Genomic DNA, 25,738 nt, shown 5'->3' with positions numbered 1-25,738 from the left:
GCCGATTGCGACAGGAGACTGAGCATAATTTCTACGAGTGTTGATGCTGCTGGACTGGCCGGTCATCACTACCGGAATGCGCACACCTCCACATCGAGCTAAAGGTAAGGATGCTCAAGGCATCTAATGCCGCCAATCAAACCTTGCGCACAGAGTGTGATCGATGTGCAATCGACGCTCCACACTTGGTGAGACTCGATGAACTCTGAAACACTGTCCGTGGAGAGTTCCGTGAAATGCCTCTTCAGGCATAGCCTTGTTCCGAACATTAAATCGCCTTGTATGCCCGAAGTTGTGACCTTCGATGCTTGGTGATGTCATACGTGGTCACCGTGAACCAACCAGTTAAAGAGCCTGCTCGCACGCTACGCACATTCTTGGTCGCCTCGGTGATCGTGCTGGGACTATGCGCGTGTGGTGCTCTGCCCTCAGCCCCATCTAGGCAGAGCCTGCTCGAACTGCGCCACCTTGAGCTCCACGTCAGCCCCTATGCGGACAACATGCCACGAGTAGCATTGCACTACGAAGCTCCGTCTTGCGACAATTTAATTGTTCTCTTTTCTATCCGTAGCGGTACGAATGACCTTCCGCGTGGTCTAGAAGTTGGTTCGGTGAGGCTAAGAAAGGTAGGGATCTCTGGACTGGGCGACAGGGAAAGACTGCGCGACACCTACAACCTAGTCTATGGGGACATGTTCATGGGCTGGGCTGAAACATGGTTCTTAGGTCATTTTGTCGATGCACGAGTGCGGGAAACGTATTTCGTCGAGCAGTTGCTTGGGACAAAACCCTTGAGCGGTCGCTTGTCGGCTCCTGGTGAACAACTACCCCGTGGTTTGCTGAAGGAGCGTGTGCTTATGGGTGCTGCGGTAGGGTGTCCTCCTTACGGGTGGGAGCAGGGAGATCTCGTCGAGGTGGAACTACAGATCAAAGCAGGTGATGACCGTGCGAATCTTCGTGCAGTTGGTTCCTTTGGAATTGCGAGCTGAACGACCCACAGTCCAGCGGTTTGTGGATCGCTGGCCCCAGTATGAAACCCATTTGCTGTGAAAGCTCATGTGACCTGCAGGCTGTTGATTTCCACGCAAAGCTGACCCACCGGGGGTGCGGATAAAAACTTGGACTGGTTTATGTCACAAGTCCAAGGCTCACCCGGTATTCAATCGGGCTGAGAGAGCCAAGGGAGATCTTGATCCGCTTCTCGTTGTACCAGCGGATGTAGTCGTCGACCGCCTCAATGAACTGCTCGATGGTCGTGCCTTTCCAGTCCCGAGGATAGAACAGCTCATTCTTCAACCGACCGAAGAAGCCCTCGCACGCCGCATTGTCTGGAGAGCAGGCCTTGCGGGACATGGAGCGGGTGAGGTTGGCCTCGCTCATTCTTGATAGCCAGCCTGGCCAGCGGTAATGCCCTCCGCGGTCTGAGTGGACTACTGGTCGATCGCTGGTCTCCGTCACAGTCTCTATGGCGGCATCCAGCATGGTGTTGACCAACTCAGCGTCTGGGCTCGTGCCAATGGTCCAGCTCACTACCATCCCGTCGAAGCAATCGATGATCGGAGACAGGTAGACCTTGCCTGCAGGGATCTGGAACTCCGTGATGTCGGTCAGCCATTTCTCGTTCGGCGCTGCCGCCTGGAAGTCACGGTTGATGATGTTCTCGGGCGCGGGGCTGATCTCGCCCAGGTAAGACGCATACCGACGCCTCTTGGGTTTTGCAACGACCAGGCTCTCTTGCTTCATCAGCCGCTGTATCACCTTCTCGGAGATCGGGCCTTGCTCTCTGGCCAGTGAGGCTTGCAGCCTGCGGTAGCCGTAGCAGCGGTGATTGGACTCGAAGATCTCGGTGATGGACTGGCGCACCCTCACGTACTTGTCTCCGATTGCCGCGCGGGCCCGATGGTAGAAGTACGAGCTACGCGCAAGACCCAACTGTGCAAGGAGCTCTGGCAGGCCATAGTTCTCCTTGAGGGCATCAATCAGCAGTGTCTTCTCCCGGTTGGACAGGAGCTGCAGATCGACGCCCAGGCCTTTTTTTAACAGTTCATTGGCCTTGTTCAAGAGGTCCTGCTCAATGCGCAGTTGCCTGACTTCGCGGCGCAGTATCTCAACCTGGCGTTCAAGCTCATCGCGCTCTCGCGCCTGAGGGGATTGATCGTTGTGTTTCATGGATGCGGGTGCCTCACGCCCCAGAAGCTGGTTCTTCCAGTTGTACAACGTTGGCCGACACACGCCGATCTTGTCGGCAACAGCCTGCGCGCTTTCCTGCCGCGTGCAGAGCTCCACCACTCCCGTTTGCTTCAACGACTCAGGATACCTTCGCTGCCCAACACTACCGACGATTGCTTTCCTGGCCTCAGGAATGGCCTCGCGAATCCACTTGGTGAGCGTTCCACGACCGGGATAGCCCAGGGCTCTCATGGTGGCTGCAATGCATCGATCATGGGTGAGGTAGTGCTCAAGGGCGGCAGCCTTTTGCGCCTGTGAGAACTTGGGCTCACGCCCTGCATAGCTTTTAGGCAAGTCCTGGCGCTGCTGATATTCCCGATACCAACCTTTCAATGAATTCTTGGTCGGGTATCCCAACTGCCTGATGGTGGGCCTGACTCGCATGCCCAACTTGATGAAGAGCTCAACTGCTCGGATTCTGTCTTCGTAGGAATACATGAACTACCTTCTAGTAGTCCAAGTTTTCGTCCGCACCCCCATTGCAGCACACTCACCGTTGATCGCAGGGGGCAGGGTGTTGAATCGCCCCGGATTCCCTAGACACTTTTGATCCGTTGGAAATGGCGTCTTTCGAACTCTACCGGTGAAGTATCTCCGGCAGTGCCGTGGCGTCGCTTAGGGTTGTAAAACATCTCGATGTAGTTGAAGACATCGGCTCTGGCTTGATCGCGGGTTGGGTAGATTTGGCGACGGATTCGCTCTCGTTTCAAAAGTTGGAAGAAGCTTTCGGCCACGGCGTTGTCATGGCAATTGCCCCGACGGCTCATGCTGGAAACCAGGTTGTGAGCGCGCAGGAAGTCTTGCCATGCATGCCCAGCGAACTGACTGCCCTGATCAGAGTGGACGGTGTCAGCAGCTTTGGGTGTCGGCGCCACAATGCCATCAGCAGCGCGTTGATCACTAACTCAGTGTCGATGCGGTGCCCCATGGACCAGCCGATCACCTGCCTGGAGAACAGGTCGATGACGGCGCTCAGGTACCTGCGCGAATGTGTGCAATGACTGCTCACTGGCCAACACCGGGTGTTCGGATCGAGCATACGGCCGACAGCAATCGCTGCTTATGGAGAGCTCTCCATAAGCAGCGTTATGCACAGCACGCAGTTATGCACAGTTGGTCCGGCAGCGCGGCGTCGCCGCCCTCGCAAGAGGGCTGCGGTCGCGTCTTTGAACTTCACGTAATCACAAGGTCTTGAGGAACTTCAACAGATCGTCTTCTGCCCGGAACCGCTGTGGGACCACATTGGGATCCTGAAGCCTGGCCAGTGCCTTTTCCTTCATGGCGAGATCGGCCTCTATGTACTGATGCGTTGTCGCCGGACTCTCGTGTCCGAGCCACAGAGCGATCACGCTGATTTCCACGCCCGACTGCAGAAGGTGCATGGCGGTCGAGTGACGCAGGCAGTGTGGAGAGATCGTTCTTCCGGCCAGGCTCGGCGTCGTGAGCGCGGCTTTCTTGACGGCCAATGCCAGGCGCTGCGTCACGTTGGACCGCGTCATCGCCTGTCCGCCACGGTTGGGCAGCAGCGCCGACGTGGGAGTCAGGTCCGGGTTGAACTTCAGCCAGGCGCGGATCACCTTGACCGTCGATCGCCAGAGCGGCACCGACCGCTGCTTGCGTCCCTTTGCCATGCAGATGCACGCAGGCGGCGGGTGCCAGCACGACGTCGCCCACTTTTACGCCGATTGCCTCCGACACGCGGGCACCGGTGTTGTACAGCAGGGCCAGCAGCAGCTTGTCTCGCTGGCCCATCCAATCCGCTCCTGGCGCGCCGATCACGGCCAGCATCTCCTCGCGTGTCAGGAACTCGAACATCGGCCGCTCGAAGCGCTTCATCGGCACGCCGAGCGCCTGCTCGACGACCTGAAGTGCCGTCACGTCTCGCCGGGCCGCGAACTTCAGGAACGAGCGCAGCGCGGCCAGTCGCGCATTGCGGCTGCGAACGGTGTTGTGCCGATCGCGTTCGAGATGATCGAGGAAGTCCAGGATCAGCGCGGGCGTCAGGTCGGCGAGCGACAGCGTCGTGGGCGTCTTGTGCAGTTGCGCCTGGGCGAAGTCCAGGAACAGCACGAACGCGTCCCGATAGGCCGCAACGGTCTGCGGGCTCAACGCGCGCTGCTGCGTCAGGTGCTCGGCGAAGAAGGACTGGACCAGCGTCGCGAAGCTCGGCGGAGCGGGCTTGCGGTGTTCAGAACTACTCATCGTCGTTCTCCGCGACGTCGGCGAAGCGTTCGAATCGAGCGCCGGCCAACGCCATCAACTCCGGCACGCCGCTCAGGTACCAGTACGTGCTGGAGATATTGATGTGGCCCATGTACGTGGACAGGGCCAGCATTCGTTGGTCAAGGTTCGCTCCCTGCTGGTGCCACAGGATCATCCGTCTCACGGCGAAGCTATGGCGCAGGTCATGCACCCGCGGTCGGCCATGGCCGCCGCGATCGATCCAACCCAATTGCTCGCGCAGCTGACAGAACACTCGATGCACCTGCCGATCTCCCAGCGGTTCACCCCGGTGCACGCCACGCGAGCCCACGAAGAATGTCATCTGCGGCTTCGCAGGCACGTACTGGCGGCGCAAGGCCCGGTAGGCTGCCATCGGACCGATCACGCTGGGGTGCAGCGGCACCATGCGGGACTTGCCAAACTTGGTCTGCTGTATGGTCAGGATGCCGCCGTCCAGATCTGCATCCGAGTCGGCCAGGTTGATCGCTTCAGAGACCCGAAGCCCGGCCGATGCGATCAGACCGAACAGCGTTGCATAGGTGGTGGCACGAAGGCCATCCGAGGGGCCGAGTCGGCGGGCAGCGACGATCAATGCCGCGATCTCGGCTTCGCTGTAGATGTGAGGCGCCACGCGGCGCGGGATCGGACCGAAGCTGGAATCGTCAGGAACTTCGACAGTCGGATCGAACTGCTGGAGCCAGCGCATGAAGGGGCGCAGCGTTGCCAGTCGGCGCGCTGCCGTGTCGACATTGGCCCGGCCGCCCACGAGATACCGAGGCTGTACCTGGTGCGCCCACTGGACCATCACGTCTACCGTCAACGCGATGTCGCGTCCCTCTCCGACCATGAAGCGAGTGAAGCTGCGCACAGCGAGATCAGAGGAGCACGGCTTGAACCCGAGGCGCAGGCGTTCAGTCAGGTATTGCTCCACCTTGGCGGTGAGGTCGATGTTCGCCGATGCTGCGGCGCTCATGATGCACTCCCAGGCCAAGGCAGAGCGACCTCGGCAAGCAGTTGCAAGTCGAGCTTGGCGTAGATCAACGAGGTGTCCAGCGATCGATGCCGAAGCACATCGGCGACCTCCTTGATCGAACTGCCGCTGTTGACCAGGCGACAGGCCAGCGTGTGACGCAACGAATGGCAACCGCGTGAGATGCCGGCACCTCGCAGGGCACGCCCGATTGCCTGGCTCACTGCATCGACGCCGATGGGCTTGTCGTGTGGCGCCAACCGACGGACGAACAGCGATGGCAGCGTGGTTGCGGGCCGCTCGTGTCTCATGTACTCCGCCAGAGCCTGCCCGGTGAGCACCGGCAGCGGTAGGACATCCTGGCGCTGGGACTTTGTTCGCTTCAAGGTCACCGTTCCGGCACGCCAATCGAAGTCGCCGATCTCCAGCTTGGCGATCTCGCCCACGCGCAGTCCGAGATCCAAGGCCAGGCGCACCATGGCCAGCAGGCGCAGCGGAGCCCGCTTGGCCTCGGCGCAATGCGCTTCGAGGCGCTGGACCTCCTCGGTCGTCAGCGCGCGCGGCAACGATGCTTGGCTCCATCGCACCGGCGACGAGATAGCGCCGAGCAGGCTGTTCACTGCGTCACCGCAGGTCCCGCGGTATCGGAAGTAGGCCCGCAGCGCAGCAGTGACCGCGCTGGAATGCGACCCGCTGCTGACCCGCGTGAGCTCGGTTGCGATGAAGCCGCGAACGTCTTCCGGCTGCAACTCGCCGATGGCGATGGCCTTGCCCGCGAACTTGCATTGCAGCAGACGACCTACGAGTACCAGCCGATCCTCGCGCGTGCCTATCGCCAGGCCGCGGGCGTCGCGCATGTGGACGTTGTAACGGTTCAGTTCTTCTGCAATGGGACCGCTGGGGCCTGGCAGTTCCACGATGACATGCTGTTCCCGCAACAAGGCGAGCAGGTGTCCGAGACTGGCGCTCAAGCCGCTGCGTGTACGCAGAGCCGCGGGATGGCAGTCGCAGCGCGGCAGATGCGAATCCAGAAACTGCTCGACGAGGGCTTCGTCGATCTGTTCGGCAGATACCTGGCACTTCGCCATCCAGTGGGCAAAGTGCGACCAGGCACGAAGGGCAGTCTCCGAGCTGCCTTCGGCGTACCGGCCGCGCTCCAGCAATGCCTGGAACGCCCCGACGTATGAAGACAGCGGGCCATCGAGCAGCCATGCCCTGGCCATCGGGTGCATCGAAAGAATCAAGTCCATGGTGATCTCCAGTTGTGAGATCACCATTCATGCGCCGACTGCGAACTTATGTCCAGTTCAACGGCACCGCCTCCTTGCGATCTACCAGGGCGATCACAGCCTCTGGCGCGTTCAGACTGGCCAACTGTCCATAACTGCGTGCTGTGCATAACGCTGCTTATGGAGAGCTCTCCATAAGCAGCGATTGCTGCCGGCGGCCGTCAGCCGATCAGTGTCTGCTCAAGGCGGGGTAGCTGCCCTTTGCTGACGGGTGACTGCTTATTTCGGACGAACATCCCTACTGTGCGGCGTCGCCCACGTCAATGTTCCTGACGTCGCCATTGCTGCCGGCGAGTGCGATGCTCCCTGCGCCAGCGGCCCCAGGTGACGGAAATGTCAGGCAGGGTATGTTGCAAGTACGACCTCTTCATGACTTGCCGAGTTGATGTTTGCCTTGTGATCTGAAGCTGCCTCAACCGCATGCCGCACCGTTTTACTTTCACCGGTCCATCTCGCTATAATTTTTCGACGGAGATGGCATTCCTTCCGTGAACCGCCCTGGCATCGCCCGGGGCTAATGATGCCTACAGACACCTGATCACATTACAGGGCTGTAGGCGTTCGCGCTCAGATTCTTTGCTTGGTCAGGCCGATTGATTCGTTTCCTTGACCCGCATGAGCCGATTTAGACGACCTGAACAGTTCGACCTGCTGCCGTACATCGGCAAGTGGCTCGTGATCGCCTCCGTTGTGGCCTTCCTGGCCGGCAGCGCTTCCGCACTTTTCCTCTTCGCGCTCGACCGCGCCACCGCCTGGCGCGAGGCCAACCGTTGGATCACCTGGTTGCTGCCGCTTGCTGGTGGCGCGGTCGGCTGGGTGTACTTCAAGCTTGGCAAGCAGGTCGAGGCCGGCAACAACCTGCTGATCGACGAGATCCACGACCCTAAGAAGGTCGTGCCGCTGCGCATGGTCCCGCTCGTCCTGGGCGGCACCGTCATCTCACATCTCTTCGGCGCGTCCGTCGGTCGCGAGGGGACGGCGGTGCAGATGGGCGGCGCACTGGCGGACCAGCTCACGCACGTCTTTCGATTCCAGCCTGCCGATCGCCGCATCCTGCTGATGGCGGGCATCAGCGCTGGCTTCGCCTCCGTGTTCGGGACCCCGCTGGCGGGGGCGCTCTTCGGCCTCGAGGTGCTGGCCATTGGCCGGATGCGCTACGACGCCCTATTGCCCTGCGTGGTCGCTGGCATCGTGGCCGACCAGGTCGGCATGGCCTGGGGCGTGCACCACATGCACTACGCGATCGGAGAGGTGGTCGCGGTGACGCCTTGGAGCGTCGGAGCCGTCGTGATCGCTGGTGTGATTTTCGGTCTCGTCGGCCTCGTGTTTGCGACCGCGACGCACCAGCTCGGAGGGCTTGTCAAGCGATGGATCTCCTATCCGCCGCTGCGCCCGATGTTGGGCGGCATCGTGATCGCGCTCGCCCTCTGGGCTCTCGGCAGAGCGGGCTTCGATGCGCATCGCTACATCGGGCTGGGCATTCCTAGCATCGTCAACGCCTTCCAGGAACCTTCGGCGCCGTGGGATTTTTTTGGCAAGCTGGCCTTCACCGTCGCTTCGCTCGGCACAGGCTTCAAGGGCGGCGAGGTCACGCCGCTGTTCTACATCGGCGCGACCTTGGGCAACGCCCTGGCGCCCATGCTGCAGCTGCCCTTCGCCATGCTCGCCGGCATCGGCTTCGTGGCCGTGTTCGCGGGCGCGGCCAACACGCCACTAACCACCATCGTCATGGCAATCGAACTGTTTGGGCCGCAGATCGGACCGCTCGCAGCCATCGGCTGCATCACCAGCTACCTCTGCTCCGGCCACACCGGGATCTACCACGCACAGCGCGTCGGCCACAGCAAACACCATGGCGGTCCCCCGGAAGAACTGCGTATCGCCGATGTCCCGCAATTCCGTAAAAAGCAGCAGACCCAGCACGTCTCCGCAACCAAAGATGACCACTCATGAGTCGCGCTGAAAACTATCTGTCAACGGTGATGGCACTGCGGCTGTATTTCCCAGCCGGCAGCCATGCGAACCCAACCCGTATCTGGTACCACTTGAGCGTTCCAGGGCTTGCGCAGCAACTGTTGGCCTCGGCAAAGCGCGCGCACCTGCAGTCGGCGCTGCTCTACCACGTCGCATCGGGCCACCTCAAACGAGAGCGCGTGACACATCACCAGATCGACGGCTCCCACATACTGCATCCGCAGTGCCTGGAGCTGATCGACACCGAAATGCAGCTGCGGGCGTTCATCTGTCACGCGCAGCGCGTCCGCCATGGCAAGCATCGCCAATCCTTGCCCAAAAACCATCGGCAGGTGGACATCGCTCAGTTCCGGCGCAAGCAGAAGCAGGAGAAGCAGGACGCTGTTTTGGAGGAGACAAAGTAATGACGACTCAGGGCCCCACTCATACGCACGACCTGACCGTTTTGCGTCTGTACTTTCCCGCCAACAGCCGCGCCAAGGCCACGCGTTTCTGGCACCGCTTGGGCGCGCCCGCGCTGGCGCAGCACCTGTTGGAGGTTGCTCGTCGCTCGGGTATTCAGCAAGCCTTGCTGTACCCCATCGGATCGGGCTACCTGCCAGGAGAGCGGCTCACGCACCACCACCTTGAAGGCCATGCTTTGCGACATCCGCAATGTCTGGAGTTGCTTGACTCTGAAACTCGGCTTCGGACCTTCATGCAGGAGCACGCGGAGGAGTTGGGCAAGGTGCGGGCCGTTCTGTTCGCTTGCGAGCTTCCAATGACCGACGGCGATTCGGAGTCGCCAACCAACGCCCAATCGTGCCGGCCGCCAGTGCCGCCATCAACGGCATGCGTCTCATGAGAGTGCCAGTCATTGGCGTCGGTTTCTCTATTTCGTTCACGCTCACCAGGAGTTCATCATGAAGGGTTTTCAGATCACGTTCTTTGCCGAGCAGGAACATCGACACGGCCACACCCCCATGGGAGACTGGCTTTTGCAATTTGCCCAGGACAACGGTGCGCTGGGCGGAAGCTTGATGGGCGCGGCAACGGGTTTCGGAGCCGCCGGAAAAATGCATTCCACCCACTTTTTCGAACTGGCCCAGCAGCCTGTGGCGGTGACCGTATCGGCCACGGAAGAGGTCGCCGAACGACTGCTTGCAGCGATTGCGCTTGAGCCGGTCACGGTGTTCTACATCCAGGTGCCAATGGTCTACGGGCGGATCGGCAAAGCAACGCCGCCCGCGTTGGCCGGCGATGCCGCTGATGCCGACGATTGACCGCAGCGTTGACTTCGCCGAGGACCGTTTACGAATGACTGTCGACAACTGCTTGCTGGCGCTCTCCGGTCTTGCGTCGCCGTTCGGCGGTCCGTTCGATTTGGCCTTGAACGCCGGCGAATGTGTCTGCGTGCTCGGCAGATCGGGATCGGGCAAGAGCGTCCTGCTGCGCCTGATAGCCGACATGGACCCCGGCACCGGCGACGTGAGCTTGGCCGGCAAGCGACGGGAGGCATTCGCAGCGCCGGCCTGGCGAGGTCAAGTGATCTACCAGGCAGCTGAGCCCGCGTGGTGGGCGCCGACACCGGCAGCGCACTTTCCGCCGGCCGCTACAAAACGCGTCGCCGAACTGATGGCCGCGCTGGGACTTGGTTCCGATGTGCTGGACGTCGACATCGCGCGCCTTTCGACAGGCGAGCGCCAACGCTTGGCGCTCGTCCGCTCGATGGTGCGGGAGCCCAAGGTGTTGCTGCTCGACGAGCCGACGGCCTCGCTCGACGGCGCGTCGACGCTGGCGATGGAATCCCTGCTTCTGCAACAGCTCCGGTTTGGCCTCGGCATCGTGATGGTTACCCATTCGCGCGAGCAGGCAGCGCGGATGAGCCAGCGCCACTTCGAGATGCGTGACGGCAGGCTGCATCCGTTATGAGCACCATCCATCTCCACGCCACGGACGTGGCGCTCGCCACGTTGCTGGTGCTTATCAACGCCCTTGCGTCCTTGCTCCTGCACCTGCAGTTGCATCGGCAGGTGCTCTGGGCCGCTACCCGCATGGTCGTCCAGCTCCTGCTGGTCGGCCTGGTGCTGCGCTTCGTGTTCCAGGCGGCGTCGCCGGCGGCCACTCTCGGGATCGTCGCGCTCATGCTGCTGGCGGCCGCGCGCGAAGTCGCCGTGCGTCCAATTCAGCGTCTCAAGGGTGCCGGGAGTTACCGCATCGCGGCGGTGGTCGTCGGCTTCTCGAGCATCGCCACCGTGTTGCTCGCATTGATGACGGCGATCCGCCCGCAGCCCTGGTACGACCCGCGCTACGCCATCCCGCTGATGGGCATCGTGCTCGGCAGTGTGCTCAATTCGGCCAGCCTGGGTCTCGACAGCTTCTTCGAAGGCATCAGCACTGGGCGCCCGGCGATCGAGGCGCAGCTGGCGCTCGGCGTCAGCATCCACCAAGCGCTGGCCGCACCGATCCGCCATGCGATCCGCCGCGGGATGATTCCAATCATCAACCAGATGTCGGCCGCGGGTGTCATCACGCTGCCCGGCATCATGACGGGGCAGTTGCTGGCCGGCATGGATCCACTCGAAGCCGTGAAATACCAGATCCTGCTGCTTTTCCTGCTCACAGGCGCCGGCGGTCTCGCGTCGGCGGGCGCGGTCTATCTGGCGGCGAGGGCCGTCACCGACGACCGACAGCGCCTGCGGGCAGATCGTCTGAAGTAGCACTCAGATCATGTTTCGAAAAATCCCGAATCTAAAGAAGATCATGAACAGGCACCTTGCTTGCGCGCTCGTCTGGGCATCGCCGCCGCATCTGCGATGTTCACTGGCCCGGCTGAGGACACCCACGCCGCTGGATCCGCATGCCGACAGGCAGGGCGATTGAACGTGTCGGCGCCACGATCGCAGGTGCAACTGCTGCTCATCCGGCACGGTGAGTCCGAATGGAACCTGGCACAGCGTTTCACCGGCTGGGCCGACGTGGGTCTCACGCCGCGGGGTGTGCGTCAGATGCAGGAGGCCGGCCGTGCGATTCGGCGGTCAGGTCTGGTCGTCGACCGCGTCTTCTCTTCCATGCTGGTCCGTTGCATACGGTCTGTCGACTGCTTGCTGCTCGCAGCAGGAAGTCCATCGGCGCCACGCACAGCCGACTGGCGCTTGAACGAGCGGCACTATGGTGCATTGACGGGGTCATCCAAGGCCGAAGCCATCGCCCGGTACGGTGCCGATCAGGTGCAAGCCTGGCGCAGGTCCTACCGCGCGGTACCGCCGCCGTGGACTCAGAACAATGTCGGTCGGGTGGCGATGGATCCATCGATGGAACCACCCTGCACAGGGCTGGAACCCCTGCCCTTGGCGGAATCACTCGCGCAAACCGTTCTGCGGGTGACCGCGCTCTGGCAGGAGCTGATCGAACCATCATTGGCGTCGGCCCAAACGGTAGCTGTCGTTGGTCATGGCAACAGCCTGCGGGCGCTGGTGATGCAGCTTGAAGAACTCAGTGAACACGCGGTCTCGTGTCTGGAGATCGCCAACGGCGAAATGCGTGCCTATGAGTCAGGCGCTGGTCGCACACTGCATCTGCAATGCATCTGGCAGCCATCTGTGCTGGCGCCTATCTCAAAAATTCTTTGAGACAGCGGAATAAACGCAGGCGGCTAAGCGTCTGTATGGATGTCAGCTCTGATCAATTCCATCTTCCACAGGACTTCCCATGAAATCTTCCCTTCTGCCCACCGTGATTCTTGCGCTCGCCGCACTCGCCTCTGGCGCCGCCATGGCCGCCGCTCCGGTCAAGACGGCCGGCGGCATGCTGGTCAACACCAGCGGCATGACGCTCTACACCTTCGACAACGACGTCGCGGGCAGCGGCAAGAGCGCCTGCAACGGCCCGTGCGCCGGCCTGTGGCCGCCGGTCATGGCAGAGGCCGATGCCAAGCCCGAAGGCGACATGAGCATCGTCACCCGCGACGACGGCACCAAGCAATGGGCCTACAAGGGCAAGCCGGTGTACCTGTACAAGTCCGACATGAAGGTCGGCGACATGACTGGCGACAACTTTAAGAACGTCTGGCACGTCATCAAGCCCTGATCGACCAGAACCGCAGAGAGCACAACGCCTCAGCCCATGCGCGCACAGGACGAAGCCGCGATCGTCGCCTGCATTCCCAGCCTGCGCCGTTACGCGCGCGGGATGGCTGGTGGCAGACACCGCGCGGGCCGACGACCTGGTGCAGGACACGCTGGAGCGGGCTTGGAGCCGCTTATCGCTCTGGCAGAAACGCGGCGACATCCGCGCCTGGATGTTCGGCATCATGCACAACCACTTCATCGACGGCGTACGCGCCAGGAGTAGCCGACCCGAGGACAGCGCGGGCGACGACCTGCCCGACATCCCGCAGCGCGCCAGCCAGTCCGACGGCATCGAGGTCCGCGATTTGGACCGTGTCCTGCAGCGGTTGCCTGTGGAGCAACGCGAGGTGATGCTGCTCATCGCGGTCGAGGAAATGAGCTATGCGGAAGCCGCCACAGCGCTGGGCGTGCCCATCGGCACGGTGATGTCGCGGCTGGCGCGCGGCCGCGACAGGCTGCGACAGGAACTGCAAGGCCGTGCGCCATCAGCCCAAGTTGCCGCGCCCCTGCGTAGGATCAAGTGACATGGACGCTCCCCCACTCAAACCCATTTCCTCCGACCATCAAGCCGGTGACCGAAGCCGATCTGCATGCTTATGCGGATCAGCTTCTGGACCCTGCGCGGCATGTAGAGATCGATGCCTTCCTGGATGCCCACCCGGCCGAACGCCAGCGCGTGGACGACTGGCGCGCCCAGAACCTGGCGCTCAAGCAGATGCTCGACCCGGTCCTGTCCGAGCCCTTGCCGTTGCGCCTGCCTTTGAAGCCGGCGCCGGGGGCCGGCTGGCAGGACTGGCCATGGCGATCGCTGGCGGCCGGCGTGGCGATCGCGGTCGTCAGCACCGGGTCGGCCTGGTGGGGCCGCGGCGCCTATGACGGGCAGTTGCAGCGCAGCGCCACGCTGGCCGCTGCGAAGGCCGGCACGCTCAATGGTTTCGCCCACCGCGCCGCCGTGGCTCACGTGGTCTACAGCCCGGACGTGCGTCGCCCGGTGGAAGTCGGCGCCGACCAGGAGCAGGCGCTCGTCACCTGGCTGACCAAACGCATGGGCGCCGAAGTGAAACCGCCCGACTTGCGCGCCCTGGGCTACGAGCTCATCGGCGGGCGGCTGCTGCCGGGCGACAAGGGGCCGGTGGCACAGTTCATGTTCGGCGGCGCGAAGGGAGAGCGCCTGACGCTGTATGTCACCCGCGAGGACGCCGGACGCGAGACGGCTTTCAAGTTCGGTCAGGACGGTCCGGTGAATGTCTTCTATTGGGTCGACAAGGACTTCGGCTACGCCATCTCGTCGGGCAACAGCAAGCAGGAGATGCTGCGCGTTGCCGAGGCGGTTTACAGCCAGCTTGAAGCGCGCAAGTAATTTGGTCTTTCGACGCGCGAGATCTTTTCGATCCGCAAATCTTCAGGAATTGGAACCATGCAGTACAAGTCGCATTGGGAGCGTGTCTACAGCACAAAGTCGTCCAGTGCGTTGAGCTGGTTTCAACCGCGCGCGGACCAGTCTCTCGGCCTTATTCAGCGAATTGTCGCTGGCGAGCAGACTCGGATCATCGACGTCGGAGGCGGTTCTTCGACACTGGCGGACGACCTGCTGAAACTGGATGGCTTCGACGTCACCGTGCTCGACATCTCAAAACGGGCTCTCGAAGTGGCCCGTCAACGGCTTGCCTCAAACGCTGGCCTCGTGCGCTGGCTTGTGGGAGACATCACTCAGCTTGCCTTGCCCGCACAAGCCTACGACATCTGGCACGACAGGGCCGTCTTTCATTTCATGACCACGCCCGAGCAACGCCATGCCTACATCGCGCAAATGCGCCAGGCCGTGCGCCCGGGCGGTCACGTCATCGTCGCGGTGTTCGGGCCGGACGGGCCGATACAGTGCAGCGGGCTCCCGGTGATGCGGTATGCGCCCGATGCGCTGCACGCCGAGTTCGGCGACGCCTTCAAACTCGTCGAACATGCGTCGGAAGCCCATCGGACACCCGCAGGCGTGGAGCAGCAGTTTGTCTATTGCCACTGCGTGATGCACTGAAGCTTGGCCCGTACTTCACAGTCCATCGGGAAACGTGTAGATCACAGGAGACGCCGAGGGTTGCCCGATCACCAGCGCGATCTGGTCGTGCGGCTTCAGCGGAAGGTCGCGCACCGGCGTGAATTGCACCTTGCCGTTGACATACACCCGCAGCGCGCCCTTGAACCCCGCCACGTTGTCGGCCGCCAACGGCTGTCCCCACACGTCGAAGAAGTTGCCCAGCGTGTACACCCGGTCGTTTGGCGATTCGACATGCAGGATGCCGCTGGCATCATGCGTGTGCAGCCAGTAGTAGCCCTTACCGCCGCTGACAAAACCGCGATCGATGCGCAGCGGCGCAATGATGCCGATGCCGCGTGGCACTGCGATCTGTTCGCCCTTGTGGTAAATGGCCAGGTGGGCATGGAAATGGGTCTTGAGCATCTCCTGGCTTGAACCTTCGATGCCATCCACCGGCTGGCCTTGGCCGCCACGGGCGGTATTGCCGTCAGGAAACACGGACTTGCCGAGTTGCCCGCCCTGTATGAGCAGTTCGGCACCACCGGGGACTGCGGCCGGCCTGTCGTCGCCATGTGCAAAAACGGGCGGGGCACCGGCTGCGATGGCGATGGCGAATGCCGCTGCAACAAATGGCTGGAAGGTCATCGAGAGTCTCATCAGAAAAATTGAAAAAGAGCAGCGCTTGACCACCGCGGCTTCAGGCCCGCCTCGTGGCGACCACGCGCGGCCGCCAGGCATCGACAGGCGCTCCATTGCGGCCCATCGGCCAGTGGTCCAGCCAGTGCTGCAGCACGGCGACATCATCAGCCCGCCGCTGCCGGTGCAGCGAGTGTCCCTGGCCCGAATGCGTCAGGTGCACCAGATCGGTCGGCAGCGGCGGGCTCTGGTCGCCGAAGTACCAGAAATGCCATGACACCAGTGCGTTGAGGCCCGCGATGTCTCGCGCGGCCTCGCTGTCGTCGTGCAACGTGTTGGCCACCTGCTTCATCGAACCGTTCGCCATCGCACGGTAGAAATTGTCCGGGGGGCCGTCGCCGCCAGGTTGCTTGGCGACAAAACGCGGGTCCGCCCAGTAGTCGCCCAGCGCCATGACTTCATCGACGCGCATCGCGTAGATGAGCTGGTCGTTGTGACGGCTGCGCAGGCCGAGGATCCAGTCGCCGACGCGTGCCGAGCGACGAATCTGCGGCTTGCACACCGCGAGCGAGCACCAGCCGTGAAAAGGATTCGGCGACCCGCCGCGGTCTTGCCGCACGACGTACCGAAAGATGCGCGGGCCTTCGATCACTTCGGGCTGCGCAGTACCACCTTGGCTGCATCCATCGGCCCATCGCCTTCGATGACCACGATCGATGCGGTCTTAGGATTGGCTTCCGACTGCAGACGAGTGACCTCGCGGATTTCGCCGATCGCCGTGCCGTCGGCCATTCCCATCGGATTGGTTTTGAAGCTGGCGACGGGCACTTTCTGATCGCCCACATAGATGCTGTAGACCGTCTCCGGCTTGAGCTTGTAGAGGAACAGTTCCAGCGCATCGACCACGCCGAAATTTCGCGCCACCACGAAGCCCTTGGCGTCGCCGGAATCGGGCATGAGCGGGATGTTGACCGGCACCGCGTTCGCCAGCGGCTTCAGGTTGTCTGTGCCGGACCCTGAAGGCACGGCGTTCGAAACGTAGACCAGCGCCTGCGGAGCCTGTCCGATCGGCACCGTCGCCGTGACTTTGTCGCTGGCGGTGTCGATCACCTGGACCGCATCGCCGTTTTCCAGGCCGACGTACATGCGCTCGCTGTCGTCCGACGGCCAGACGCCGTGCGGCAACGCGCCGGTCGCGATGGTGTTGAGCAGCTTCGCCTCGCCATCGGTCGAATAGACCTTCACGACGTTCTCGCCACCTACCGCGACATACGCCAGCGTGCCGCGCGATGTTTTGGCGAAGCCGAGATGGTTGGTGATAAAGCCGGTGTCGATCACGCCGGTCACCCTCATCGACTTTACGTCGATGCGTGTGACCTTGCCGACGTCCTTGTGGCCCATCCAGACTTCCTTGCCCTCCGGCGTGAACTGCAGGAACGGCGAGAACGGACTCACGACCGGAATCCGTTTCACGATCTTGTACGCGCGCGTGTCGATCACCGCAACCTCGGGCGTGAAGCTCGACACCACGAAAGCACGCCCACCGTCCGGCGTGAACAGCACCATGCCGGGGCCGGGCGCAGTCTCGATCCGGCGTTTTTCCTTGAAGGTCTTCGCATCGATCACCGAGACGTAGTTCTCTCCGCGCACCACGGCCCAGACCTCTTTGCCGTCGCGCGTGAAGAAGGCTTCATGCGGAGAGCGCCCGACATAGGTCACGCCCTTCACCTTGTTGGTGGCCGTGTCGATGAAGGTCACCGAGTTCGAGCCGTTGGCAATGGCGACCAGCGTGCGGTGGTCGGGCGAGAAGCCGAGGCCATGAACGTTGATCTCGCCCTTGTAGATCGGCGACAGCACGTCGGGGCGCTGGTTGCCCAGCTTGATCTGGCCGAGCAAGGTGTTGGTGTTCGGGTCGATCACCGACACCGTGTTGGTGTTCTGGTCAGCGGTGTAGACACGGTCGCCGGGATTGGAAGCGGCCGATGCAGCGAAAGATGAAACGGCCAGCGCAGTGGCAAGGACCAGGGGTTTGAGTGAATTCATGGAAGGTCCTTCTTCGACGTGTCTCGAGCGACTACTTGGCGGGTGAGGCGTGGCGTGCGAGCCAGGCCTTCATCAGCCGGATCTCGTTGGCCTGCTCGGTGATGATTCCCTGTGCGAGGTTGCGCACTTCCGGGTCTTGCGTGTTGAGCAGGATCGACTTGGCCATGTCGATGGCGCCTTGGTGATGGGGAATCATCATGGTCATGAAGTCGTGCGCGGGCTGGCCGTTCATGGGCGCGGCGCGCATGTCGCGGTCCATCACGGTCATCGCGTCTTTCATCAGCGCATCGAAGGGTTTGGCTGTGCTGGCCACGAAGCTGGCCGGTGCGGCATCTTCGGCCTCCATGCCGTGCGCATGCTGATCGGCCGCCTGTGCCAACGAGCTGGCTGCGACCATCAACCCAATGACAGCGGCGCGAACGAAGCCGCGGCTCATGCCGCTTTCTTGTTCCATGCACTGCACCAGCCCGCGGCGGCGACCTGCTTGCCGGCGAACAACGGACAGCCACCCATCGCTTCCTTGGGCCTGCCTTGAAACAGCTGACAGTTCGCGCAGTTCTGGCTGGCCGCGTGATTCGGGAATTTCCTGGCGTCGACCTTGGTGGTGTCTTCCTTGTAGCCGAGCGCCATGGCCTGAGGATCGGTCTCCGCCAGCTTCGGGCCGCCGGACTGTGCGTGTGCGGCGGCGACGGACAGCGCAGTTGCCGCGCCGGCAACTTGCATGATGAAAAAGCGGCGATTCGTGGGGGTCATTTTTTGGATCTCGTGAGGGTTTTCGAAGGTGCCGGAATCTTTGCTCCGGTGGTTGGGGACGTGTTTATTGCTTCAAGACGAACGCAGCCAGCGCCTTCACCTCTTCGGGTTTCAATGCGGCGAAAGGCGGCATCGGCACGCTGCCCCATTTGCCGACGCTGCCGCCACGGATGCTGGCCTCCAGCTTCGACTGCGCCTGCGGGTCGGCCTTGTACTTCTCGGCGACGTCGTGATAGCCCGGGCCGACGATCTTCTGGTTCAGGCCATGGCAACTCAGGCAGGCGTTGCTCGCCAGAAGCGCCTGCACATTGACGCTCGCGCCACCGGCCGGTGGCGTGGCCGCAGCACCCGGTGACGTTGGCGGAGCGGGCGGCACTGGCGCGGGTGTGGATGCGGCGATCACACTGGCGTCTGTGGCCTTTGCGGACCCGTAGGCGACCGCCAGGTAGGCACCCACCTGCTTGACCTCATCGTCACTGATCGGCGCACCGTAGGTGTGCTGCATCTTGGCCATCTCGGCGGTCCACTGCGTCTGCGTCATGCCGGGTGGCTGGTAGTTGACGTAGTCCGCCGAATGGCAGATCGCGCATTTCTGCATCGCGATGGCGTAGCCCGGCAGCTTCGATGGGCGCAGCTTCGACGTATCGGGCTGCAGCTTGATGTCGGGCGGCGCGGCCAACGCGTTGAACGCGATCAACACGCAGCAGCCAAGAACGGCGCGGGCCAGGAAAGTGGTGGTTGTCATGGCGCGTCCTCAGGCGATGGTGACCGGCGTGGACTCGACCACATGGCGGCGGTAACCCGCCGGATTCCAGTCCACCGTGGCAGGCTGGCCTTCGCCCTTCTGGTTGGTCGCGCGGACCATGAGCACGGCTCGGCCCTTCTTCGCGAAGCTCACCGGCGCCCGCCATTCACGAAAGGAGAAGCGCCCCAGATCCTGGCCGAGCGTCGCCGCCTTCCAGCTCTGGCCGCCGTCGATGGAGACCTCCACCGTCTTGATGCCGGCACCGGCATCGAAGGCGATGCCCTTGAGTTCGATCGATCGGGCGGAGGGCAGGATGCCACCGGCCTGGACGCTGGTGATGAAGCTGCGCACGGGCAGCGTCGAGATCGGCCGCGTCTTCGCCGCTGCGGAACCCGGTGCCACGCACTGGCAGTCGTTGTCGGGCACGCGGTAGGCGGTCGTCATGAACAGCGCGTCATGGCCGTCGAACACATGGTCGATGACCTCGATTTCCGAGAGATGCTTGACCCAGTAGGTACCGAAGTAGCCCGGCACGATGAGCTTGACCGGGTAGCCGTTGAGGAACGGAAGGTCCTTGCCATTCATGTCCCACGCGAGCATCGGTTCATCCTGCAGCGCGTGTTCGATGTCCAGCGCCTTGCGGAAGTCCGAGGTGGCGGGCAGCACCGGCGTATCGAGGCCGTTGAAGGTCACCTGCCGCGCACCTGCGGCCACCCCCGCCTTCTCGAGCACCTTGCGCAGCGGCACGCCGACCCAGCGGGCGTTGCCCATCGCGCCATTGGCGAGCTGGGCGCCGAAGACGCGAGGCGACGAGTACCCGCGGCTGTTGCCGGAGCACTGGTTGACCGCCACCACCTCCACCGGCTCGGCCAATGCCTTCAGTTCGGCCAGCGACAGATTCAACGGCGTGTTGACCTTTCCCTTGACGGTGAGCCGGTAGGTGGCAGGGTCGACCGCCAGCGGGATGTTGGCCAGGTGGTAACGCACGAAGAAGGCGTCGTTGGCAGTGATCGGCCCTTCGTTGAAGACCGAGAACGGGGTCTCGAGGTGCGGTGGCCGCGTCGTCACGCGGATCAGCGGGCGCTTCTGCGGGTAGGTCACCAGCGGCCGCGGTCCGTCTGCAAAGGTTACGCCGTCACCGGTGTCGCGACCGGCCGCCAGCGCGGCAAGCGGCGACGCACCCAGCGCGAGAAGACCGGCGCTCTGGACGAAGCGCCGACGGGATGAAGCGCGCTGGGCGTCTTGCTGCGCGGTGGGTACGGTTTCGCGACCTGATCTCATGGGTTGTCTCCATTTGTTAGATAAATACAGCGGCGATTCAGGGTGTCTTCCAACCCCACTTTGCGAAGATTGCTTGTCCAGCAGGCGATTTCAGGTAGTCCACGAACGCTTTCGCCTGAGGCGCTGCCCCGCCGCGATGGGTGATGACGACGCCAACGTCTCGGTAAATGCGGAAGGGTTCATCCATCTCCACCAGTTGCGCCAGATCGGGGTTGGACACCTGCCAGATGTTCCAGATCAACCAGGCGTCGATGTCAGGCTCCTGGGTCCAGCGTTGACGCGCCTCCGCACTGTTGGCGGCTTCGGGCAACAACAGGTTCTTGCGGAATGCGCGAACGATGGCGATGTCGCCCGTACGGCCGGCCACGTCCTCCCACAACCCGGTCTGCCCGGCGCCCGCAACGGCCATCACCTTGATGCCCGGGGCCAGAAGGTCGCGAAATCCCCGGATGCGCTTGGGATTTCCAGGGCGAACGAGGATGGCGGACGGTCGCAGGTACAGTGGTTCAGCTTCCTTCAGATCGAACGCACCGGGCAGTGCCTTCGCAAAGTCGCTCATCATGTTTTCAGCGCCGCTGTAAATGACGTCTGCATCCTGTTTGGCCTTTTCTACCCATTGGGGAGTCGGGCCTGCTGTAACGTTAACTTCCACGTTTTTGAAGCGCGCCGAAGGTCTTGGCTGCCTCCTTCATGGCGGGAGCGGGACCGCCCGGGCCATAGACGTTGAGCGTTGAACCGGCCCAGGCTGGACCGACTGCCAGCAGCATCGCGGACGCGCAGGCCAGCAAATGGACCGCAATTCTTCGCGACACCCACTTCATGGTGCGGCCTTCTGCATCTTCGCCGCCGGCGCAGCCAGCGTCGCCTCCACCCGGTTGCTCGCCAGGTCCACCTTGGCCAGGCCCAGGTCTTCATTCAGCACATAGGCCGTCCTGCCGTCGCGCGTGAAGACGATCGCCTGCCGCGGCTCCTTGAAACCCGTGATGGTGGCGACCACGCTCCTGCTCGCGACGTCGATGACGGAGAGCGAGTTGTCGCCCAGGTTGCCGGCGTAGATGCGCTGGCCATCGGGCGACAGCGCCGCGCCGTACGGGTCCTTGCCGACGGCGATCGTCGAATCGATGGCGCGCTTGTCCAGGTCGACGACCGCGATGGTGTTGCTGCCGCTGTTCGCCGCGAAGAGGGTCTTGCCATCGGCGGTGACCGAGATCGCGCGCAGCTTGTTGAAGCCGGTGATCTCCCCGTCGATCTTGTTGGTCGCCGTGTTCACGATGGTGATCTTGTCGCCCATGAAGTTGGTGACGTACAAGGCCGATCCGTCGGGACTCAGGCGCACGCCCTGGCGCGGCTGCGCGAAGCCCGTGATGACGGCACGCGGCTCGCCGCTCGCGAGATCGAAGCGCGTGACGGTGCTGGCTGCCTGGTTGTTCACGTACATCGTGGCGCCGTCCTTGCTCAGCACGGTGCCGAAGGCGCCGGGGCCTGCGGGCAAGGTGCCGACCGTCGTCAGGCTGGAAGTGGCGATCTTGGCCACGGTGCCCAGGCTGCTGTCCGAGACATAGAAGAATTCGCCCGACGGCGCGAACACGATGTTGCGCGGCGTCACGAAGCCGTTCAGCACCGCGCGCACCTTGCCCGCCTTCAGGTCGTAGACGACGACGTCCGGGCGTTCGCTGTACGACACCACGGCCGTGCCCTCGTCCGGGCTGAGCGCCAGCGAGTTGTTGCGGATGGCGCCGTCGAAGGTCCAGCGCTGCGTCGCGCTTGCGGATGCAGCGACAGGTGCAGGTTGTGCCGAAGCTGCCGAAGGAATCGAGGCGAGTGTCGAGAGGGCGAGGCACAGCGAGAGTGCGAGGGCACGGAGTTTCATGAGGATCTTTCGGTGGTCTGGAGGGGTGGACGAATGGCGGAGCCGATTTATTCCAGGTCCGCCCTGTCAATTCAGAAGCGACGTGATGCCCGCGTTGATGGCGAAGCCGCCGCACACCAGCCAGACGAAGAGCACGGCCGCCAGCGCCAGCGGCTTGATGCCGGCCTTGCGGAGGGCCGAGACGTGCGTCGTCAAGCCGAGCCCGGCCATGGCCATCGCCAGCAGCACCGTGTCGATGTCGATCACCTGCCTCACCACCGCGTGGGGCAGCACAGCGAGCGAGTTGAGCCCGGCGATCGCCACGAACCCGAGGGCAAACCAGGGAATCACGATGCCGCCGCGTGGCGAGGCCTTGTCTTCCACTTCGCGATCGACCGCATCCGCGTCCCTGGCAGCGGAGCGGGAGAGATAAGCCGACAGGATGATGAGAAACGGCGCCAGCATCATCACGCGAACCATCTTGGCGATGACGGCGGTGTTCGCGGCCTGCTCGCCGACGGCACGACCGGCAGCGACCACCTGTGCCACTTCATGGATCGTCGAGCCAGCGAACACGCCGTAGGCGGTCGGCGACAGGTCGAACAGCCGGTATTGCGCGATCAGGTGATACAGCACCGGATACAGGAAGATCGCCAGCGTCCCGAACACCACCACCGTGGCCACCGCGACCATCACCTGCTCGGCGCGGCCGCGCACGACGGGTTCGGCCGCCATCACCGCCGCCGCGCCGCAGATCGAACTGCCGGCGCCGATCAGCATGGCCGTCTTGCGGTCGAGGCCGAACACCCGCGTGCCGAGGAAGCAGGCTAGGCCGAAAGTGCTGCACAGCACCGTCGCGTCGATCGCGACGCCAGTCCAGCCGACGTCGCCGATGTCCTGGAAGGTCAGGCGCAGGCCGTACAGGATGATGCCCAGGCGCAGCAGGCTGGCCTTGGAGAAGGTCACGCCGGCGCCGGCCGTGGCGCCGATGCGGGGGTAGACGGTATTGCCGACCACCATGCCCAGCACGATGGCCAGGGTCAGGGCGCTGATGCCGTTGGATTGCAGCCAGCCGATCTTGCCCAGCTGGATCGACGCGAATGCCAGGACACCCGTCAGTGCGAGGCCGGGAGCCAACTGGCGCACACGCTGCATGCCAGCAGGGGTGCGCATCGGTTGAGCGGTAAGGGTGGCGGTGTGCATCGTTTTCTCCATCGCGTCGTTTTCGGAAGGCATGGACGAACTTTGAACCGATGCGATCTATCCGGCAAACGGATACTTCCGCTATAACCTAGTCGTCGAACAGGTAACGAAAGCGTTTGGATGCGTCTGACATTGCGTCAACTCCTGATCTTCACGGCCGTGGCCGACACCGGCAGCACCACCGCCGCCGGAGAGCGGGTCTCACTGTCGCAGTCGGCGACCAGCGGTGCGCTGAACGAGCTGGAAAGCCTGCTCGGCGCCCGACTGTTCGACCGCATCGGCAAGCGCTTGCTTCTGAACGACAACGGTCGTGCATTGCTTCCGCAGGCAAGGGCCTTGCTCGACGGCGCGCAGGAGATCGAAAGCTGGTTCGGGCTCGGCAGCACGGGACCTGCAACCGAGCCCTTGGTCACGCGCCTTCGCGTTGGTGCCAGCACGACGATCGGCAACTACGTGCTGCCGGCGTTGGTCGCGGCCTACCGAAAGGCATGGCCCGGTGCCACGGTGGACGTGGTCATCGGCAACACGCGCGACGTCGCCGCCGCCGTGGCGCGGCTGGAGGTCGACATCGGTCTGATCGAGGGACCGTGCCACGAAACGGAGCTACGTGTCTCGCCGTGGCTGCAGGACGAACTGGTCATCGTGGCGGCACCGACGCATGCACTGGTGCAGCCCGGTGCGCAGGCGCGCGTCTCGTTGAAGGCTTTGCGTCAGGCGAGTTGGTTGCTTCGCGAACCCGGCTCCGGAACGCGCGAGGCGGTGGAGCATGCGCTGCTGCCGCACCTGTACCACCTGAACGGCGACATGCAGCCGGGCAGCACCGAGGCCATCAAGCAGGCCGCGGCCGAGGGCCTCGGGCTAGCCTGCCTGTCGCTGTGCGCGGTGCAGGACTTGGTCACGCTCGGCAGATTGGTCATTCTGCGAACCACGTTGCCTCGCCTGACACGCCGCTTCTATCTGGTGCACCATCAGAAAAAGCGCCTTTCGGGCAACCTGCAGCGCTTTGTGGCGCACTGCGAGCGTCTTGAAATGGAATCCCCGTGGCTGCCAACGAAAAACCCGACGAATTAGTGCCAGCGAAACGCAGCCTTGCCCGGTTGTGGGGCATGGGGCCGGCCGCCAAGACGCTGCGCGTCTGGTCGTGGGCGGGCGTGACGGGCGCGCTCGCTGCGGCTGCCGTCGTGGGCTTCCGGTGGTTGACGCAATGGGTCGAAGAACTGGCTACCGGACAACGCGGCGGACTGGTCGTAGCCGCGTTGTCGTTGTCGCCCTGGCACCGCGCGCTGGTCTGCACCGCGGGCGGCTTCATCGCAGGGCTGGTCCTGCAAGGCGGAACGGTCTGGGCCAGGCGGGGGCCAGGCGGAGCGGTGAACCTCGACTACATCGATGCCGCGCGCGCCGGAAGAGTCGACCTGAACGATCGAACGACGTTGACACGCACGGTGTCCTCGCTCTTTTCCGTCGGCACGGGCGCTTCCATCGGACGCGAAGGGCCGATGATCCAACTGGCTGCCTGGGTCAGTGCGCGGCTGGCACGACTCGTCGCGACGGCGCCGGAGCAACGCAACACGCTGCTGGTGTGCGGCATCGCCGCAGGCATCGGGTCGGCGTACCACGCACCCATCGCCGGCGTTGTCTTTGTTCTGGAACTGGCGCTCGGTTTTCTCGCGCGCCACACGGTCGCGCCAGTGCTGATCGCGTCGGCCACGGCCAGTTCACTGATCTACTGGCTGGTCGAACCCAAACCGCTCTACGACGTTCCGCCTGTCGTCATGGCACCGACGAGCCTCGGCATCGCCTTGCTCGCCGGCGTGCTGTTCGGCGGGTTGGGCTGGGGGTTGCTGGCGCTGCTCGAATTGGGGCGAAGCTGGTTCGCGCGCATCCGTACGCCAGTCCTGCGCCTCGGACTCGGGGGCTTGCTCGTGGGGCTGTTGTCGGCTTGGGTGCCGCAGGTCTGGGGCAATGGCTACAGCGTGGTGTCGCAGGTGCTTCACGGTGACCACGCCTGGCAATGGCTCGCGTGGGTGCTGCTCGCAAAAGTGGTGGCGACGACACTGAGTTCTGGCAGCGGCGCGATCGGCGGTGTGTTCACGCCATCGCTTTTCGTCGGGGCGACCGCTGGAAGTGTCTTGGCCCAAGTGGCAGCGCTCTGGTTGCCGGCGGCATGGGTGGGCGATCCGCGTCTGCTCGCGGTGGTCGGCATGGCGGCGGTGCTGGCCGCAGTCACCCATGCGCCGCTGATGGCGATCGTGATGGTGCTGGAGATGACAAATCAATTCCAGCTCACCGTTCCAGTGATGCTGGCCTGCGGCGTGGCCTACGCCATCAGCACACAATTCGGCGCCCGACCGCTCTATGGAAATCCGATCGAATCGCCGATGGCGCAGAAGCCGAATCCCTGA

Annotated in this window: 25 protein-coding genes, 4 pseudogenes and 1 riboswitch; of the genes and pseudogenes, 14 read left to right on the top strand and 15 right to left on the bottom strand. The window is 63.3% G+C overall.

Features of this window, described 5'->3' with window-relative positions; genetic code table 11:
- Window positions 1-332 precede the first annotated feature (332 nt).
- Window positions 333-989 (top strand): hypothetical protein, encoded by a 657-nt coding sequence (locus P7644_RS20865; protein ID WP_404303313.1) that lies wholly within the window; start codon window positions 333-335, stop codon window positions 987-989.
- 139 nt (window positions 990-1,128) lie between these two features.
- On the opposite strand, the gene P7644_RS20860 is transcribed toward P7644_RS20865, so the two are convergent.
- The 5 genes and pseudogenes from P7644_RS20860 to P7644_RS20840 all read right to left on the bottom strand — a co-directional run bounded on the left by P7644_RS20860 (window position 1,129) and on the right by P7644_RS20840 (window position 6,672).
- The gene (locus P7644_RS20860) at window positions 1,129-2,667 is read right to left on the bottom strand and encodes an IS3 family transposase (RefSeq protein WP_404303311.1); all 1,539 of its coding nucleotides are present in this window, start codon (window positions 2,665-2,667) and stop codon (window positions 1,129-1,131) included.
- Between the two features lie 98 nt (window positions 2,668-2,765).
- Window positions 2,766-3,208: pseudogene (locus P7644_RS20855) on the bottom strand (IS3 family transposase); the annotation flags it as partial.
- Between the two features lie 202 nt (window positions 3,209-3,410).
- Window positions 3,411-4,431 (bottom strand): annotated as a pseudogene (locus tag P7644_RS20850) (tyrosine-type recombinase/integrase).
- A complete protein-coding gene (locus tag P7644_RS20845) occupies window positions 4,424-5,425 on the bottom strand; it encodes a tyrosine-type recombinase/integrase (RefSeq protein WP_008903160.1) in 1,002 nt (333 codons plus the stop codon). The pseudogene P7644_RS20850 and the gene P7644_RS20845 overlap by 8 nt, the downstream one beginning before the upstream one ends.
- Window positions 5,422-6,672 (bottom strand): site-specific integrase, encoded by a 1,251-nt coding sequence (locus tag P7644_RS20840; protein ID WP_235516236.1) that lies wholly within the window; start codon window positions 6,670-6,672, stop codon window positions 5,422-5,424. The genes P7644_RS20845 and P7644_RS20840 overlap by 4 nt, the downstream gene beginning before the upstream one ends.
- A gap of 500 nt (window positions 6,673-7,172) precedes the next feature.
- A riboswitch (Fluoride riboswitch) is annotated at window positions 7,173-7,245 on the top strand.
- A gap of 81 nt (window positions 7,246-7,326) precedes the next feature.
- On the opposite strand from P7644_RS20840, the gene P7644_RS20835 reads away from it, so the two are divergent.
- The 11 genes and pseudogenes from P7644_RS20835 to P7644_RS20785 all read left to right on the top strand — a co-directional run bounded on the left by P7644_RS20835 (window position 7,327) and on the right by P7644_RS20785 (window position 14,826).
- Window positions 7,327-8,664: a voltage-gated chloride channel family protein gene (locus tag P7644_RS20835; protein WP_404303451.1), complete on the top strand. Its 1,338-nt coding sequence runs from the start codon at window positions 7,327-7,329 to the stop codon at window positions 8,662-8,664.
- Entirely contained in the window at window positions 8,661-9,089 is a 429-nt protein-coding gene (locus tag P7644_RS20830; RefSeq protein WP_404303301.1) for a hypothetical protein, read from the top strand. The genes P7644_RS20835 and P7644_RS20830 overlap by 4 nt, the downstream gene beginning before the upstream one ends.
- Window positions 9,089-9,529 (top strand): hypothetical protein, encoded by a 441-nt coding sequence (locus P7644_RS20825; RefSeq protein ID WP_404303309.1) that lies wholly within the window; start codon window positions 9,089-9,091, stop codon window positions 9,527-9,529. Before P7644_RS20830 ends, P7644_RS20825 begins: the two co-directional genes overlap by 1 nt.
- A gap of 58 nt (window positions 9,530-9,587) precedes the next feature.
- Complete coding sequence (locus tag P7644_RS20820; protein ID WP_404303300.1) at window positions 9,588-9,947, top strand: DUF190 domain-containing protein; 360 nt, start codon at window positions 9,588-9,590, stop codon at window positions 9,945-9,947.
- A complete protein-coding gene (locus tag P7644_RS20815; protein ID WP_404303298.1) occupies window positions 9,934-10,596 on the top strand; it encodes an ATP-binding cassette domain-containing protein in 663 nt (220 codons plus the stop codon). The genes P7644_RS20820 and P7644_RS20815 overlap by 14 nt, the downstream gene beginning before the upstream one ends.
- Window positions 10,593-11,384 (top strand): ABC transporter permease, encoded by a 792-nt coding sequence (locus P7644_RS20810; RefSeq protein WP_404303308.1) that lies wholly within the window; start codon window positions 10,593-10,595, stop codon window positions 11,382-11,384. Before P7644_RS20815 ends, P7644_RS20810 begins: the two co-directional genes overlap by 4 nt.
- A 186-nt stretch (window positions 11,385-11,570) precedes the next feature.
- A complete protein-coding gene (locus P7644_RS20805; RefSeq protein WP_404303296.1) occupies window positions 11,571-12,296 on the top strand; it encodes a 2,3-diphosphoglycerate-dependent phosphoglycerate mutase in 726 nt (241 codons plus the stop codon).
- A 79-nt stretch (window positions 12,297-12,375) separates the two neighbouring features.
- Complete coding sequence (locus P7644_RS20800) at window positions 12,376-12,753, top strand: hypothetical protein (RefSeq protein WP_404303295.1); 378 nt, start codon at window positions 12,376-12,378, stop codon at window positions 12,751-12,753.
- A 36-nt stretch (window positions 12,754-12,789) separates the two neighbouring features.
- Window positions 12,790-13,318: pseudogene (locus P7644_RS20795) on the top strand (RNA polymerase sigma factor).
- 38 nt (window positions 13,319-13,356) lie between these two features.
- On the top strand, window positions 13,357-14,154 hold the full coding sequence (locus P7644_RS20790; RefSeq protein WP_404303452.1) for an anti-sigma factor family protein: 798 nt from the start codon (window positions 13,357-13,359) through the stop codon (window positions 14,152-14,154).
- Window positions 14,155-14,211: 57 nt separating this feature from the next.
- The gene (locus P7644_RS20785; protein WP_404303289.1) at window positions 14,212-14,826 is read left to right on the top strand and encodes a class I SAM-dependent methyltransferase; all 615 of its coding nucleotides are present in this window, start codon (window positions 14,212-14,214) and stop codon (window positions 14,824-14,826) included.
- A gap of 15 nt (window positions 14,827-14,841) precedes the next feature.
- Here P7644_RS20785 and P7644_RS20780 read toward each other — a convergent pair whose 3' ends face one another.
- The 10 genes and pseudogenes from P7644_RS20780 to P7644_RS20735 all read right to left on the bottom strand — a co-directional run bounded on the left by P7644_RS20780 (window position 14,842) and on the right by P7644_RS20735 (window position 23,336).
- Entirely contained in the window at window positions 14,842-15,579 is a 738-nt protein-coding gene (locus P7644_RS20780) for a hypothetical protein (protein ID WP_404303288.1), read from the bottom strand.
- On the bottom strand, window positions 15,524-16,114 hold the full coding sequence (locus P7644_RS20775; protein WP_404303287.1) for a hypothetical protein: 591 nt from the start codon (window positions 16,112-16,114) through the stop codon (window positions 15,524-15,526). Before P7644_RS20775 ends, P7644_RS20780 begins: the two co-directional genes overlap by 56 nt.
- Window positions 16,111-17,505 carry a hypothetical protein gene (locus tag P7644_RS20770; protein ID WP_404303286.1) on the bottom strand — a complete coding sequence of 465 codons (1,395 nt, stop codon included), beginning with the start codon at window positions 17,503-17,505 and terminating at the stop codon, window positions 16,111-16,113. Before P7644_RS20770 ends, P7644_RS20775 begins: the two co-directional genes overlap by 4 nt.
- Window positions 17,506-17,536: 31 nt before the next feature.
- On the bottom strand, window positions 17,537-17,959 hold the full coding sequence (locus tag P7644_RS20765) for a DUF305 domain-containing protein (protein WP_404303285.1): 423 nt from the start codon (window positions 17,957-17,959) through the stop codon (window positions 17,537-17,539).
- Window positions 17,938-18,258 (bottom strand): high-potential iron-sulfur protein, encoded by a 321-nt coding sequence (locus tag P7644_RS20760; RefSeq protein ID WP_404303284.1) that lies wholly within the window; start codon window positions 18,256-18,258, stop codon window positions 17,938-17,940. The genes P7644_RS20765 and P7644_RS20760 overlap by 22 nt, the downstream gene beginning before the upstream one ends.
- Window positions 18,259-18,322: 64 nt before the next feature.
- Complete coding sequence (locus tag P7644_RS20755) at window positions 18,323-19,003, bottom strand: c-type cytochrome (protein WP_404303283.1); 681 nt, start codon at window positions 19,001-19,003, stop codon at window positions 18,323-18,325.
- Between the two features lie 9 nt (window positions 19,004-19,012).
- Window positions 19,013-20,284, bottom strand: a complete 1,272-nt coding sequence (locus P7644_RS20750) for a molybdopterin-dependent oxidoreductase (RefSeq protein ID WP_404303307.1) — start codon at window positions 20,282-20,284, stop codon at window positions 19,013-19,015.
- Between the two features lie 37 nt (window positions 20,285-20,321).
- Window positions 20,322-21,051: pseudogene (locus P7644_RS20745) on the bottom strand (substrate-binding domain-containing protein).
- 50 nt (window positions 21,052-21,101) lie between these two features.
- Window positions 21,102-22,154, bottom strand: a complete 1,053-nt coding sequence (locus P7644_RS20740) for a YncE family protein (RefSeq protein WP_008902880.1) — start codon at window positions 22,152-22,154, stop codon at window positions 21,102-21,104.
- Between the two features lie 66 nt (window positions 22,155-22,220).
- On the bottom strand, window positions 22,221-23,336 hold the full coding sequence (locus tag P7644_RS20735) for a YeiH family protein (protein ID WP_008902879.1): 1,116 nt from the start codon (window positions 23,334-23,336) through the stop codon (window positions 22,221-22,223).
- A gap of 120 nt (window positions 23,337-23,456) precedes the next feature.
- Here P7644_RS20735 and P7644_RS20730 point away from each other — a divergent pair, with 120 nt between their 5' ends.
- Window positions 23,457-24,407: a LysR family transcriptional regulator gene (locus P7644_RS20730; RefSeq protein WP_008902878.1), complete on the top strand. Its 951-nt coding sequence runs from the start codon at window positions 23,457-23,459 to the stop codon at window positions 24,405-24,407.
- On the top strand, window positions 24,377-25,738 hold the full coding sequence (locus tag P7644_RS20725) for a chloride channel protein (protein ID WP_404303306.1): 1,362 nt from the start codon (window positions 24,377-24,379) through the stop codon (window positions 25,736-25,738). Before P7644_RS20730 ends, P7644_RS20725 begins: the two co-directional genes overlap by 31 nt.

Source organism: Alicycliphilus denitrificans (genome assembly GCF_044792555.1).
GTDB lineage: Bacteria > Pseudomonadota > Gammaproteobacteria > Burkholderiales > Burkholderiaceae_C > Alicycliphilus > Alicycliphilus denitrificans_A.
The sequence above is the reverse complement of the archived record's forward strand: the minus strand, read 5'-3'. Positions and strand labels throughout refer to the sequence as shown.

What these genes read in the sequence shown, in the direction of transcription:
- P7644_RS20860 (WP_404303311.1), bottom strand. Translation starts at nt 2,667, where the DNA reads ATGTATTCCTACGAAGACAGAATCCGAGCAGTTGAGCTCTTCATCAAG.
- P7644_RS20845 (WP_008903160.1), bottom strand. Translation starts at nt 5,425, where the DNA reads ATGAGCGCCGCAGCATCGGCGAACATCGACCTCACCGCCAAGGTGGAG.
- P7644_RS20840 (WP_235516236.1), bottom strand. Translation starts at nt 6,672, where the DNA reads ATGGACTTGATTCTTTCGATGCACCCGATGGCCAGGGCATGGCTGCTC.
- P7644_RS20835 (WP_404303451.1), top strand. Translation starts at nt 7,327, where the DNA reads ATGAGCCGATTTAGACGACCTGAACAGTTCGACCTGCTGCCGTACATC.
- P7644_RS20830 (WP_404303301.1), top strand. Translation starts at nt 8,661, where the DNA reads ATGAGTCGCGCTGAAAACTATCTGTCAACGGTGATGGCACTGCGGCTG.
- P7644_RS20825 (WP_404303309.1), top strand. Translation starts at nt 9,089, where the DNA reads ATGACGACTCAGGGCCCCACTCATACGCACGACCTGACCGTTTTGCGT.
- P7644_RS20820 (WP_404303300.1), top strand. Translation starts at nt 9,588, where the DNA reads ATGAAGGGTTTTCAGATCACGTTCTTTGCCGAGCAGGAACATCGACAC.
- P7644_RS20815 (WP_404303298.1), top strand. Translation starts at nt 9,934, where the DNA reads ATGCCGACGATTGACCGCAGCGTTGACTTCGCCGAGGACCGTTTACGA.
- P7644_RS20810 (WP_404303308.1), top strand. Translation starts at nt 10,593, where the DNA reads ATGAGCACCATCCATCTCCACGCCACGGACGTGGCGCTCGCCACGTTG.
- P7644_RS20800 (WP_404303295.1), top strand. Translation starts at nt 12,376, where the DNA reads ATGAAATCTTCCCTTCTGCCCACCGTGATTCTTGCGCTCGCCGCACTC.
- P7644_RS20785 (WP_404303289.1), top strand. Translation starts at nt 14,212, where the DNA reads ATGCAGTACAAGTCGCATTGGGAGCGTGTCTACAGCACAAAGTCGTCC.
- P7644_RS20780 (WP_404303288.1), bottom strand. Translation starts at nt 15,579, where the DNA reads ATGGAGCGCCTGTCGATGCCTGGCGGCCGCGCGTGGTCGCCACGAGGC.
- P7644_RS20770 (WP_404303286.1), bottom strand. Translation starts at nt 17,505, where the DNA reads ATGAATTCACTCAAACCCCTGGTCCTTGCCACTGCGCTGGCCGTTTCA.
- P7644_RS20765 (WP_404303285.1), bottom strand. Translation starts at nt 17,959, where the DNA reads ATGGAACAAGAAAGCGGCATGAGCCGCGGCTTCGTTCGCGCCGCTGTC.
- P7644_RS20760 (WP_404303284.1), bottom strand. Translation starts at nt 18,258, where the DNA reads ATGACCCCCACGAATCGCCGCTTTTTCATCATGCAAGTTGCCGGCGCG.
- P7644_RS20755 (WP_404303283.1), bottom strand. Translation starts at nt 19,003, where the DNA reads ATGACAACCACCACTTTCCTGGCCCGCGCCGTTCTTGGCTGCTGCGTG.
- P7644_RS20750 (WP_404303307.1), bottom strand. Translation starts at nt 20,284, where the DNA reads ATGAGATCAGGTCGCGAAACCGTACCCACCGCGCAGCAAGACGCCCAG.
- P7644_RS20740 (WP_008902880.1), bottom strand. Translation starts at nt 22,154, where the DNA reads ATGAAACTCCGTGCCCTCGCACTCTCGCTGTGCCTCGCCCTCTCGACA.
- P7644_RS20735 (WP_008902879.1), bottom strand. Translation starts at nt 23,336, where the DNA reads ATGCACACCGCCACCCTTACCGCTCAACCGATGCGCACCCCTGCTGGC.
- P7644_RS20730 (WP_008902878.1), top strand. Translation starts at nt 23,457, where the DNA reads ATGCGTCTGACATTGCGTCAACTCCTGATCTTCACGGCCGTGGCCGAC.